The following is a 12,925-nucleotide window of genomic DNA, read 5'->3' on the forward strand; positions in this document are numbered from 1 at the left end:
AATCTCCGTTTATTTACTTCCGCAGGGTTTACCCAAAGAGCAAGACTTCTAATTTAAATAAGCAAATGGTGCTTGGCACTGTTCGCTAAAAGAACTTAATACCCTAGTAAATATCTAGAAAAATCCAATCTCTAGCAAAAACTTCATCCAATCCTAGAGTTTAGCAGCAATGACTCTTCCAATCCTCCCACACCCTTCGAGAACTATTTTATAAAGCTATCTATTTTTCTAAATCCTCCTATTAGTAGAAAAAAGGCTATTTATGTCTTATGCTAGTCCACACCTTTTTCAACCAATTTTCATCTCATATTATGAAAGGAGATGAAGGAATTTGTCGAAAAATAAAGGGAAGAAAAAAGATAACGAGAAACTCCAATTTGATTATATTATCATTGGAGCTGGGACCGCTGGGGGCGTAATAGCTAAAGAATTAACAGATGACAAAAAAACTTCAGTTCTGGTCCTGGAAGCTGGGACCAATATGGAGAATTCTAATCCTTCCATTGAAGTAGCAGAACTTCGAGCTAATGATAATACTCTTTCGTTTAATATGCTTTCTAAAACGGAGGGAAATATCGGTCGGCAGCTTAGATTGAGAAATGGAAGAGTTATTGGAGGAAGTTCACATCATAATTTAATGGCAGCTGTACGAGGAAGCAGTGAACTTTATAATGAGTGGGCTAGTCTTGTTGGGGATCAATGGAGCTATGAAAATATCCGCTCATTATTTATAAAAAATGAAACCTATACAGGAGATACAGAAAGCCCCAGTGAACGGGGAACAAGGGGCCCTATTTTTATTAGACAACAAATCATTCCCAATAACGGGCTAATTCAAACTCTTGCTGAGGCCACATCAGAAGTGTTGGGGATTCCGATTGTAGAAGACTATAATACTGGAATAAGAGATTGTACTTTTTTAAAAGGGCAAATTACTCAAGAAGAAGTTAATAATATGTTTGTACGTTCATCTACTGCAACTGGTTACCTAAATGCCCAAATTGTTACACAAGGAAATGAGTTTCATCCTAATGAGTTTGGGGTAGGGAAAAGAAGGTTAGTCATTTTCGCAAAAACAACGGTAAATAAAATCTTATTCCAGACTAAAAAAGGTGTGCACACAGCGGTTGGGGTGGAATTTGTTAAAGATGGAGTGACGAAAAGGTCATTTGCCCGAAAAGGAATCGTAGTTTCCGCAGGTATATTTTCTTCCGTCATATTACAACGATCTGGAATTGGCCGATCAACAGATTTAGTTAATGCGGGGATCACACCACTGATTGAAAGTCCTAATGTAGGACACAATTTCCAAACCCAGTATTTTGTTGGCATGGGTGTTGAAGTAGAAACAACCCGTCTTTTACAGGTAGTAACCTCCGATCCTTCTCCACTATCGCTAGGGGCATTTAAACAGGGGGATGGACCAGGACGGCGCCTTCAATTAATAGGGTTACCAGTGGCACTTTTGATCCCGAACCAAGAAGTGTTAGCAAATCGCTGGCAGTTTAACCCTGAGCAGCCTAGTAATGTGATGAGTATTGCAATCGCCGACCTTAATCCAAAGAGTAGAGGAACCATTTTGGCTTCCCATAGCGGTCCTGAAGCATATCCATCCATTGAATTTAACCCGTTAGCAAATCCAGATGACTTAAATTTTGTCATTGACCAGTATATTGAGACATTTAATATTATAGAAAAAGCCCGTGAAATAGATGAGGGAGGCATTTATAAGGTTGTTTACCCTCCTGAGAATATATTTCATACAGCAGATGAACAGGAAAAGCGTGATCTGCTTGCAGATTATGCAAGAGCATCTTATACAAATTTCGACCATTTTGGAGGTCAATGTAAAATGGGAACGAGTATTCAAGACGGGGTAGTTAATGAATTCCTAAATGTATTTGGAGTTAAAAATCTTAAAGTTGCTGACCTTTCAATTGCACCAATCCTACCAGATGGCAACACCTCCATTCCTGCTCAAATGATCGGTTTAAATGCAGTACGCTTTATTCAAAATAACCATGATTTAAATGTGAATGAAAATGATGTAGCTGAGGATTGTGAAGAAAGTGATTAATTAGTTCGTTATGGCTGTCACCTCCTTGCTTGCAGCAACATTTCTCGAGGGTGTGACAGCATTCTACATAAGTTGTTACCAAAGGGATTGCCGGTTACTCATAAGTAAATGCCTAGCCTTCGATTTAGTTGGGATGGCCAAGGACCAAATCTAATAAATAGACGGAGAAATTCCGTTTATATTTTAATTATCATTAAAAATAGCCTAAATAAACGGAAGAATTCCGCCTATTGCCCAAAAACAAGGTGAAAATAGGCAATTTAGCAATGCATAAGCGGAAAACCTCCGCTTATTTACCCCGAAACGAGCTCCATTATGAAATTAACCGGAATATCTCCACTTATTTCTACCAATCAAATGAGGATAGAGCTCTTATTATCTTAAAAAATAGTAATTTAATAGATCCGTAACTTAAGCTATAATGTAAATTTAAAGGGGGTGCTTACAGATGGAGAATCATAAAAGATTATCTGGTACTTCTTCCACTCATGCAAAGCCTATTATTGGAAAGGCGATACTTTGCATGGGGCGAAACATATAGTTATCGCTAAAAATAAGCTTTCCTAATACTCGGGCTTTGCACCTTATTTTTTATCAAAATCAAAATAAGGGGCGGGCATATATGAAGTATGTTAATGCAAATAAAGTTCTACCTGAGAAGCTGATTATGGAAATCCAGAAGTATGTTCAGGGGGAAACCCTTTATATACCTAAGCAGGAAACGGAATATCGGGAATGGGGAACCGCAAGTGGAGGACGACGGCTGCTTGACCGCCGTAATGCTGCGATAAGAGATTCCTATAATAATGGCAGCAGTATCCGGCAACTAGCTGAAGAATATTATCTTTCACCTGAAACGATTAAGAAAATTATATATTCACATAAAAAAGCTGGCGAAAAGCACTGATGAATATCCATCATCAGTGCTTTTTTATGTAAAAAACGTTTCTAAATCAATTTATCCATTTTCTTCATTCTCTGCATTTATTAAAATAGCAGGTAACTATACGATGGGAGAAATAGAAGATGACCGATAAATTTATTAAAAATGAACAGTTAAATTTTATAAAAAAACAAATTGCTTTAATTAAGGACAGCGTAAGAAAGAATGTACCCCCACACGTCTTGGCGGCAGTGATTGACTTAGCCAATGCCAAAATCTTGGACCTATTTCCAAACGCAAATTTGGAGCAACAAGAATTGCTGAATCTTTCCAGACTTAAAACAGATCATGAATATGAGCAATATATCCGGCATCTTTCCGCCTTTTTGCTTCCTTTTCCAAAGATTACAGAGCAGCAGCTCAAAAAGCTGTTTCCGAAACAAAAAAAGTTAAAGCTGCCTGATTTAGCAAACATAGATTGCAGCCAGCTAACCTATTTAAGCTGGAACGACCTGCGGTCAAATAAAAAGTTTATCGTTTATGAAATGGAAGGAAAATTGGTCGGCATTGAATGTGAATTTACTGCGACTAGTAAGAAAAATCTTTGTTCCTTCTGTAATTGTTTTGGTGAGGTAGCCTACTTCTCTACTGTCACCAAAGCGAAAAAACCCAAAAACCCGGATTATTACAAGGCCATTGGCAATCTTATTTGTGCCGACAGCAGTGAATGTAATAAAAAGATAACCAATGTGGAATACTTAACTTCTTTTCTAATAGACTCGCAAGGAAATTAAGAACCGAGGACTCGTATCATAAGGAAATGAGTTTTTTATAACAGATAAGTTTTTCAAAAAGGAGGTATCTCAACCACAATGAGATACCCTCCTTTTTTTGTTCATATTCAGTTCATAAACGGCGTCTATAATCCAAAAGTAATCGAACATCAGCTATAGCTAGGTTTATTACAAGGAGGATCATATGAAAAATAATTATAGAACGAAATTAGAAAATGCGAAGTTCGCAGTCGAAGCACAAGGACTGGTCAAAACCTTTGGCGATCATCGAGCAGTTGACGGAGTGGATTTGATGGTGCCGACTGGTTCCATTTACGGTGTGCTGGGGCCAAATGGCGCTGGCAAGACAACAACGATTCGAATGCTGGCGACATTGCTCCGAGCTGATGCGGGTTCGGCAAAGATTTTTGGCTATGATGTAGTGAAGGATGCACAAATTGTTCGTCAGTTAATTGGCGTTACGGGTCAGTATGCTTCAGTCGATGAGTCACTAAGTGCTACAGAGAACCTAATCATTTTCTCCCGATTACTGGGGCTTAGCCGTCTGGAGGCAAAACGTAAAGCAAATGAGTTACTTGAGGAATTTGGATTAATGGAAGCTGCAAAACGTCCATTGAAAAATTTCTCAGGGGGGATGCGCAGACGACTGGATTTAGCTGCGAGTTTAATTGCACAACCACCACTCATTTTCTTGGACGAACCGACTACTGGACTAGACCCTCGTACACGAAATCAAATGTGGGATACCATTCGCCGCTTAGTAAAATCAGGATCAACTGTATTGTTAACTACTCAGTATCTGCAAGAAGCAGATGAACTAGCGGATCGAATTGCTGTAATTGATCGAGGAAGTGTCGTTGCTGAAGGTACCGTAAATGAATTGAAAGAATCAATTGGTACTTCATCTTTGCATTTAAGTATTCAACACACAGAGGATAACCAAAATGCTCGAAGGATTGTTGAACGAGTATTAAATGTACAATCAGCTGTTTCTCCAGAAGGCGGTATGATTACTGCACCGATGGCAACTGCAGATACAGTTACGGATCTGTTAGTCGCTCTTCGGGAAGCAGACATCAAATTGGCTGAGTTAAGTGTGCAGAAACCATCTTTAGACGAAGTCTTTTTGACCATTACAGATGAAGGTGAAAAGAACAGCCAAGCCGATTCGAATCATAAAAAGAGGGGGATTATTTAATGGAGAAGCAATCTTCTACGCTAGTTTCCGACATTCAGCTGCGAAATAGAACTAGCTTCAAACAAACTGTGCAGAATTCATTAACAATGGCTTATCGTGGGTTATTGAAAATACGGCGAACACCTGAACAACTATTTGACGTGACGTTCCAGCCGATTATTTTCACTTTAATGTTTACTTATATCTTTGGCGGGGCTATCGCTGGCAATGTGCAAAATTATTTACCGATTATTATTCCAGGGATTCTTGTTCAAACTGTGATCACCACTTCTATTGTCACGGGTACTCAATTACGGGAGGACATGGATAAAGGGGTATTTGACCGCTTTAAGTCCTTACCAATTGCCCGGATTGCACCGTTAGCCGGAGCTTTGCTTGCTGATACATTTCGTTATACCATTGCAACAGTACTTACATTTTCGATGGGATATATATTAGGCTATCGTCCTGAGGGAGGACTAGGTTCTGTTGTCATTGCTGGACTGCTTGTCATTGCTTGTTCATGGGCAATGAGCTGGATTTTTGCCTTTTTTGGAGTCATTGCACGTACGGCATCAAGTGTACAAGGAATTTCGATGCTTATCCTCTTTCCTTTGACGTTTCTCTCAAATGCATTTGTACCGGCTGATACCATGCCTAACTGGCTGCAATGGTTCGTAAAAATGAATCCAATCTCACATTTAGTTACGGCCGTCAGAGAATTAGCCAATTCTGGAACAATGGGCTGGGATCTAGTTATTTCACTCGGTGGTGCTGCTATTATCGTAGCGATTTTTGCACCGATTACAGTTCGTGCCTACATGCGGCATGCATAGTGAACAATGCTAGTAATGTTGTAGAATAGAAACTGATAGAATCGCCATTGTCAGGGCGATTCCCTTTAATTATGAAAAAGGAATGATTCTATGGCAAAAATATTAGTGGTCGATGATGATTCGCATATTAGAGAATTAATTGGTGTCATTCTTTCTAAAGAAGGGTTCACAATTATAGAAGCATCGGATGGAAAAGAGGCACTATCATTACTGGAAGCAGAAAGAATTGATTTAATTATTCTTGATATTATGATGCCAAATATGGACGGATGGTCATTTTGCCAAGAGGTTCGAAGGTATTATTCCGATATTCTTCCTATATTAATGTTAACGGCAAAAGGGGAAACGGCCCAAAAAGTAAAAGGCTTTGACCTGGGTGCAGATGATTATTTGGTCAAACCCTTTGATGCAGCTGAGCTAGTGGCACGAGTAAAAGTTCTTCTTAAACGTTATCAAGTTACGGCGGCTAATCAAATTACGATTGGAAATGTGGTCATTGACCGTTCGTCCCATACCGTATTGGCAGGGACGGAGCGGATTACCTTGCCATTGAAAGAATTTGAACTATTGTTTAAGCTCGCCACCCATCAGCAAAAAACGTTTTCAAGGGAACAATTAATCGAGGATATTTGGGGCTTTGATTATGAGGGAGATGAACGGACGGTCGATGTTCATATCAAACGGCTGCGTCAACGATTTTCACAAGAGGATTGCCCATTCAAAATCACAACCATTCGCGGCCTGGGCTATCGGCTGGAGGAAAGAAGTTGAAGTTAATTAAGTATGTTAAACGAATAGGCGGCATGATTGCAGTGGCAAGTAGTCTATTATTAGCTTGGTCCCTTGCTTACTGGTTAACAACATTGCTCTATAAAGAAATACACTACTTTCCCGATGAAATAATAAGACAACTGATCAACTCGTTTTTGGGATTCTCTTTGTTTTTTTGCTTTATGTTTCTACTGTCAAGAATTCCTTTAGTAAGGTCAAAACAAAATCAACACTTATATCCGATTATTCAAGCCATGAAGATGATCGCAGAAGGAAACTTTAATGTGGATCTTTCCTTTTATTCAAACCAGTTTCGCGAACAGGATAAGCATCATCCTTACTATCAAATTGTTGAAAACATTAAACTAATGGCAGCTAAGCTGGGAGAAATGGAAGAAATGCGACAGGAGTTTATCTCGAATGTTTCCCATGAAATTCAGTCCCCCCTTACTTCCATCAGTGGCTTTGCTCATGCACTGAAGAATGAAGACCTGAAACCGGAAGAACGCAGACATTACTTAGAGATAATTGAGACGGAAAGCAAACGACTATCCAAATTGAGTGAAAATCTTTTGAAACTCACCTCCTTAGAGTCCGAGCATCTATCACTTGATCGAAAAAGTTATCGGCTTGATTATCAGCTTCGCCGGATTATACTGGCCAACGAGCCTCAGTGGATGGAGAAAAAAATCAACATGGATATTTCACTGGATAAAGTAACAATAACAGCAGATGAAGAGCTTATGGACCAAGTATGGATTAATTTACTTCATAATAGTATTAAATTTACGCCACAAGGAGGAACCATTTCAATCGCTGCGTTTAAATCAGGGGAAGACAGCATAATCGTAAAAATTCGGGATACAGGAATAGGTATCGAAAAAGATACACTCATGCATATTTTTGAACGTTTTTATAAGGCAGATCAATCTAGGAATCGGATGGCTGGAGGCAATGGGCTCGGGCTATCCATCGTCAAAAAAATAATCGATTTGCACAAGGGTGATATTCGAGTGCAAAGCGAGTTCGGGGCAGGAACCGAGTTTACGGTTACCTTAAGTGAAAATATCTTGGATGAGAATCCTGTGAATTAAAGGTGTTGAATTTGTGAATTCCCTTTGGAGGATCAGGAGAGGTTTAATAGAAAGTGTTACTCAATTATTTAGGTTTGGAGAGATAAAAAAATCTAATTCCTCTAACTTTTTCCGAGGAATTAGACTTAATGATCTTCCACAATTGTGCCCGACTTTCGGGTACTTTTTATTTTGAAAAAATTTATTGAACCCAAATTGTTGGAGTTGGTCTTATTTAAAGCAGTTAACCGGCTTTGCAGTCCCCGAATTCCGTCCATCTGCTACTAAAAATTCAAAAAAAAAACGGGAGTTTTCCAAGTGATTACGAATAGTAAAACCTTCCTGGAAGAAACATATTAAGACGAATAGGTTGTTCAATTTAGGTAGAATTTGGTGGTTAGATGTTCAAAAAAAGAATAAAGCAGATAAAACAACTGAACTATGATACAAGGGAAGAAACGATTGATAAGGTTCTGGAAAAGGCAAAAAAGTCCAGCGACTTTACTAGTTTTTATCCGATTGAGACCGATAATCGTATTCGAATTAGTTTTTATGCGACTTTAATTGATATGAATTTACTTCATGAAACTATTCTTCCTTCCCTGATAGAAAAAATAGATTCGATAAAAGTCCTTACCGATATAAAAAACATTATTCCGATTGAAAGTATTAAACTGTCAAGTGATGCTAATGAAGTGAAAAATAGTCTCCATCAAGGTCATGCCATTATTCAATTAACAGATACCCCTGAAGAATTTGCCTTGATAAACATGGATAATTCACGTTTTGGTAATCGAGAAACCAATGATACGGAAAATGAATTTAGCGTGATTGGTCCTAAAACAGGATTTATTGAGGACATAACTACGAATCTTCATCTAATAAGACGCGGGCTCGTAACCTCCGATCTCATATTTGAGGAGATTGTGGTTGGAACAAGATCGAAAACGAAGGTCGTGATTGCCTATCTAGAGGGAGTCACCAATCCGGAATATGTTAAAACAGCAAGACAACGGATAGGCGATCTTGATATTGATGTAGTATATGATAACACCCGATTGGAACAATTAATCTCTGATCACGCCAACACTCCTTTTCCTTTATTTATCACAACTGAAAGAGTAGACAGAGCAATTTTTGCCTTGGTACAAGGTCAAGTGGCTATCGTAAGCGATAAATCATGCTATGTGATAACAGGGCCATCTAATCTAATGGATTTTTTTTCATCACCAGAGGATTATTATCTTCCTTGGCTTGTGGGCACCATTTTTAAATTCATACGAATCACTGGTATGTTGTTTTCAATATTTGCGACTCCTTTTTATGTAGCGATCTTAACGTATCATTATGAGGTTGTACCTAAGGATTTATTGGGACCTATCGTTTATTCAAGGGCCAATGTTCCTTTCCCTCCTGTAATTGAAGTTTTATTTTTAGAATTTACGATTGAATTTTTAAGAGAAGCAGGTGCCAGGCTGCCAACGAAAATCGGCCAGACACTCGGTATTGTCGGGGGAATTGTTATTGGCCAGGCAACTGTTGAAGCGGCGTTAACCAGTAATATATTATTAATCATCGTTGCATTATCAGCACTATCGTCTTTTACGACCCCAATCTACAAGATGTCCAATGCAGTTAGAATCCTAAGATATCCTTTTATTGTCCTCGCTGCTTTTTATGGGGGATTCGGTATTTATATTGGTTTAATTTTATTAATTGGACATTTGATGCGCCTTAAATCATTAGGCAGTCCCTACATGGTCCCTTTATTTCCCTATAGAAAAGGTGGATTTTTGCAATCATTTACCAGGATGCCATTTTCATTTAGTGATAAGCGTCCTTCGTTTCTAAGGACTATAACCCGGAAGATGTTTGAACCAAAGAATAATCAAGATCCGGAGGAAGGTCTTAATACCGAATAACAACTGACAAGGGTTGAGATTAATGATAGATAAGCGTAACAGTTTAATCATCCTATTTTTAATTTGCCTATGTAGCCTCAGCCTTTGGGGATGCACGAGAGTAAGAACAATTGATAAGTTAAGCCTGGTACACGTATTGGGATTTGATATCGGCGAAGATAAACAATTGATTGGAACAGCACTCTATCCTAATTACACAAAAAGTAAGAATGTAGATGATATCCAAATCATTACGGAAAAAGCAGTTGTCCCCAATTTGCTTTACCAGGAATTAAATAAACATACCGATACTCCAGTTAAGCTGGCAAAACTAAGAGTGCTCGTTTTAGGAAAGAAGTATGCTGAATCAGGTATAGATAATATGGTAGAACGATTAATTATCACCCCTGAAATTGGAACTAGGGCTCAATTAGCCATTTCTGAACAATCCGCAGCACATATTCTAAAGGATTTCAGTAAGGGGGATTCGTTAAACTTAATCGATATTATTCAACATAATATAACCAGGCAATACTTGCCGGAAATAGATCTTCATATCTTTTTAAATCACTACTATGATGAAGGAATGGACGCTTTTTTACCGATCATTACGTTGGATAACCGAAAGAAAGTCAGGGTCAAAGGCATTGGGATCTTTAAGGGTGACAAGCTGAAATTACGCTTAAATGAGGAAAAAACGATGATTTTTTCTGTCCTAAAAGATAGAAGAGTCGAAGGATCTTTAAAAATGGAAGTAGAGCATAAGGACAGGAAAGGAATTATAATTGTCCGCAGTTTCAAAAGTACTCAAAAATGGAGTCTGGTTGATAGCAGGCAAAATCAAACTGAGTTAAATCTCAATTTAAATCTTGATTGGACAGTCACTCAATATCCTGATTGGATTCAGTTATCAAAAGAAAAAGATAAGGAACTGTTAAGAAAATTAATTGTGGGTGAAGTGAAAAAGAAGGTGGAAGATCTTTTTATAACCTTAAAAAAAAATCAAGTTGATCCACTAGGCATTGGGAATATTGTGAGGTCCCAAAGTCGGGTATGGGATAAAAATGAGTTTTATGAAATGTACCCTAGTTTCCCTATAAATGTAGAAGTTCATTTAGAAATCATCAATGCTGGTCTCAATGTTTAACGAATAAGGGTGATTTGGATGAAATCAAAGATTAAAGAAAATGCAATGGTGTCACCCTATTTCCTGTTTTTCCTCATTCATGCGTCGCAAACAGGAATCGGAGTATTAAAGTTTCAATCTCAAATTATCAAAGGAGCAGGGCAGGACGCTTGGATTTCGGTATTGGCAGTAGGGCTCAGCTTGCAGATTATTTTCCTTATGATGCTACATATTCTAAGGAATTCTAGTCGGGGGGACCTGGTATCATTTCATACCGATATCTTTGGGAAAGTGGCTGGCGGTTTTATGAACATCATAGCTGCCATCTATTTCTTTCTAATTGGGTTAGTTGCTGTCCAGTCGTATATTGATATCCTTCAAATATGGGTGTTTGATGGAATTGGGTCTTGGGAATTCGCTCTATTGATTTGTATTTGTATTTACTATATCAATTCTGGCGGATTTCGTTTTGTTGCCGGGATTGCATTCTGGGGAGTAATCATTCCTAGTTTTTTGCTATTAATGTTTGTGTATCTATTTAAATTTGCTCATATTACTTACATAATGCCGTTCTTTACTCATCGTTTCGAGGAATACATGATCTCAGCGAAGGAAAGTGGATTCATGTTTTTGGGATTCGAAACGATGTTGGTGTATTTTCCTTTTATTAAAAATGGGATGAAGGCTAAAAAGTGGGGTCAACTAGGTCTACTCTACACTACATTCTTATACCTGATTATCACGATTTTAACCTTTACATACTTCACACAAGCTAAACTTCACCATTTAGCATGGCCGACTTTGACGATGATTAAAATTATCCGAATACCATTTCTAGAACGGTTTGAGATTATTTTTATCTTTACGTGGTTATTAGTGATTATCCCAGCTTTCTGTACCTATTTATGGTCCTCTGTCCGAATCGTAAAACTTACCTTTACAAGACTAAAGCCAACTTTTATCCTTTTTATTTTTGTAGGCAGCTACTTTTTATTCTCTAGTAATGCGGAAGATATCCTAATAAAGCAAATTCTGGAAACGGCTGTTCGTTATGTCGGCCTATGCTTTATATACGGCTATATACCTCTTTTGTTTATTTTAAGTTTAGTCAAATCGATGATAGGAAAACGAAAATCTGACAAAAATCAAAATGAAGCGGTGTAGATTACCGTGAATGCTATCAGCGAACGGTTTGTGTACTGTCGAAAGACGGAATGGCTAGCTTATGTACCAAGTATGGATCAATTTAATATTTAAATTTACGCCACAAGGAGGAACTATTTGTAAAATTAGTCCCTTTGGATGAACAATTTAAAAGCCTCAAATAGAAAAATTTGTGAACCTTACTGTAATTAAGATTGAAAACGCCAACCTCAATGGAGTTGGCTTTTTCAATCTTTAGCTGTGTAAGGCACACAAAAATGTCAGATGGTAATACGGAACAAAAGCGAACCTTACATTTTAAACTTAACCTAGGCTATCTTTTACCGCATGTACTGGATTTTCACTGAATAAACAACTGTGGAAATAAATCTGTATTGTCCTTCCTCTTAAATAAAGGTGAACGGACTAATTCATGATCTGTCATGAGAAAAGGATAGGATCTCATTAACTCAAGTTGTGTATAAGCTGATAGTAAGGATGAATCATACACACAAGTAAATAGTATATTTCTGCCTTTTAATAGATTAATTGTTTCTGTTAATTTAGTCTGGTCAATTGTGGAATCGTGTAATATTCGTCCCCAGATTAATAGTGAAGCATCTTTTCTAAGATTCGTGATTAAAGATGACATTATTACGTCTATTTCTTCTTGGTTAGTTGCATGATTAATATAATGAATATGCTCCATGAAATCATCTTCAGGAAAAATGAACTTCAGTTTTTGTTTTATCTGGCGCAGGTTACTTTCAGAATCAAATACTATATAATGATTGCCTTTCTCATAGGCGATTAAAATGAAAGTAATGACATGTTCAAAATAATTTTCGAAGTTTGAGGTTAAATAGAGGATTTGACTATTATTTTCCTTTTTGAGGATCTCTGAAATTTTTAATGTATCCGGTAAAGGGTCTTGTTGATATTCACCTTTGATATTTTCATAAAAGAATAACAAAGGGTCAAATTCTAATGCCTCTGCAATCGCCTTCGCTACGGCAATACTTGGCGTTCTTTTGCCATTTTCGATTTGTGTGTAATAGGACCGATCGATAAAGGTAATCATTGAAACTTCCTTTTGAGTCATATTTTTTAATTTTCTTAGCTTAATTAACCACTTTCTCTTCAT

General features: G+C 37.6%; 11 protein-coding genes. 10 read left to right on the forward strand and 1 reads right to left on the reverse strand.

All coding sequences use genetic code 11. The features are described from left to right. The first annotated feature begins 331 nt into the window (after positions 1-331). The 10 genes from SFC47_RS15895 (at position 332) to SFC47_RS15940 (ending at position 11,802) form a co-directional block, all read left to right on the forward strand. A complete protein-coding gene (locus SFC47_RS15895; protein ID WP_411255287.1) occupies positions 332-2,077 on the forward strand; it encodes a GMC family oxidoreductase in 1,746 nt (581 codons plus the stop codon). A 622-nt stretch (positions 2,078-2,699) separates the two neighbouring features. Continuing rightward, positions 2,700-2,984 (forward strand): CD3324 family protein, encoded by a 285-nt coding sequence (locus SFC47_RS15900; RefSeq protein WP_411255288.1) that lies wholly within the window; start codon positions 2,700-2,702, stop codon positions 2,982-2,984. A gap of 119 nt (positions 2,985-3,103) precedes the next feature. Further along, the gene (locus tag SFC47_RS15905) at positions 3,104-3,754 is read left to right on the forward strand and encodes a FusB/FusC family EF-G-binding protein (protein WP_411255289.1); all 651 of its coding nucleotides are present in this window, start codon (positions 3,104-3,106) and stop codon (positions 3,752-3,754) included. 184 nt (positions 3,755-3,938) lie between these two features. After that, a complete protein-coding gene (locus SFC47_RS15910; RefSeq protein WP_411255290.1) occupies positions 3,939-4,952 on the forward strand; it encodes an ATP-binding cassette domain-containing protein in 1,014 nt (337 codons plus the stop codon). Continuing rightward, the gene (locus SFC47_RS15915) at positions 4,952-5,767 is read left to right on the forward strand and encodes an ABC transporter permease (protein ID WP_411255291.1); all 816 of its coding nucleotides are present in this window, start codon (positions 4,952-4,954) and stop codon (positions 5,765-5,767) included. Before SFC47_RS15910 ends, SFC47_RS15915 begins: the two co-directional genes overlap by 1 nt. 90 nt (positions 5,768-5,857) lie before the next feature. Next, complete coding sequence (locus SFC47_RS15920; RefSeq protein WP_411255292.1) at positions 5,858-6,538, forward strand: response regulator transcription factor; 681 nt, start codon at positions 5,858-5,860, stop codon at positions 6,536-6,538. Further along, a complete protein-coding gene (locus SFC47_RS15925) occupies positions 6,535-7,632 on the forward strand; it encodes a sensor histidine kinase (RefSeq protein ID WP_411255293.1) in 1,098 nt (365 codons plus the stop codon). Before SFC47_RS15920 ends, SFC47_RS15925 begins: the two co-directional genes overlap by 4 nt. Positions 7,633-8,012: 380 nt before the next feature. After that, positions 8,013-9,533 carry a spore germination protein gene (locus SFC47_RS15930; protein ID WP_411255294.1) on the forward strand — a complete coding sequence of 507 codons (1,521 nt, stop codon included), beginning with the start codon at positions 8,013-8,015 and terminating at the stop codon, positions 9,531-9,533. Positions 9,534-9,555: 22 nt separating this feature from the next. Then, a complete protein-coding gene (locus SFC47_RS15935) occupies positions 9,556-10,659 on the forward strand; it encodes a Ger(x)C family spore germination protein (protein ID WP_411255295.1) in 1,104 nt (367 codons plus the stop codon). A gap of 18 nt (positions 10,660-10,677) precedes the next feature. Continuing rightward, a complete protein-coding gene (locus SFC47_RS15940; RefSeq protein WP_411255296.1) occupies positions 10,678-11,802 on the forward strand; it encodes a GerAB/ArcD/ProY family transporter in 1,125 nt (374 codons plus the stop codon). Between the two features lie 340 nt (positions 11,803-12,142). Here SFC47_RS15940 and SFC47_RS15945 read toward each other — a convergent pair whose 3' ends face one another. Next, positions 12,143-12,925, reverse strand: coding sequence for a helix-turn-helix domain-containing protein (locus SFC47_RS15945; RefSeq protein ID WP_411255297.1), 783 nt, complete (start codon positions 12,923-12,925; stop codon positions 12,143-12,145).

Origin of the sequence: Neobacillus niacini (assembly GCF_046591715.1) — a bacterium.
In the GTDB taxonomy this organism is placed as follows: Bacteria; Bacillota; Bacilli; order Bacillales; family Cytobacillaceae; genus Neobacillus; species Neobacillus niacini_L.

Coding starts and splice junctions, on each gene's coding strand:
- SFC47_RS15945 (WP_411255297.1), bottom strand. CDS start 12,925: ATGAAGAGAAAGTGGTTAATTAAGCTAAGAAAATTAAAAAATATGACT.
- SFC47_RS15940 (WP_411255296.1), top strand. CDS start 10,678: ATGAAATCAAAGATTAAAGAAAATGCAATGGTGTCACCCTATTTCCTG.
- SFC47_RS15935 (WP_411255295.1), top strand. CDS start 9,556: ATGATAGATAAGCGTAACAGTTTAATCATCCTATTTTTAATTTGCCTA.
- SFC47_RS15915 (WP_411255291.1), top strand. CDS start 4,952: ATGGAGAAGCAATCTTCTACGCTAGTTTCCGACATTCAGCTGCGAAAT.
- SFC47_RS15930 (WP_411255294.1), top strand. CDS start 8,013: ATGTTCAAAAAAAGAATAAAGCAGATAAAACAACTGAACTATGATACA.
- SFC47_RS15905 (WP_411255289.1), top strand. CDS start 3,104: ATGACCGATAAATTTATTAAAAATGAACAGTTAAATTTTATAAAAAAA.
- SFC47_RS15920 (WP_411255292.1), top strand. CDS start 5,858: ATGGCAAAAATATTAGTGGTCGATGATGATTCGCATATTAGAGAATTA.
- SFC47_RS15910 (WP_411255290.1), top strand. CDS start 3,939: ATGAAAAATAATTATAGAACGAAATTAGAAAATGCGAAGTTCGCAGTC.
- SFC47_RS15900 (WP_411255288.1), top strand. CDS start 2,700: ATGAAGTATGTTAATGCAAATAAAGTTCTACCTGAGAAGCTGATTATG.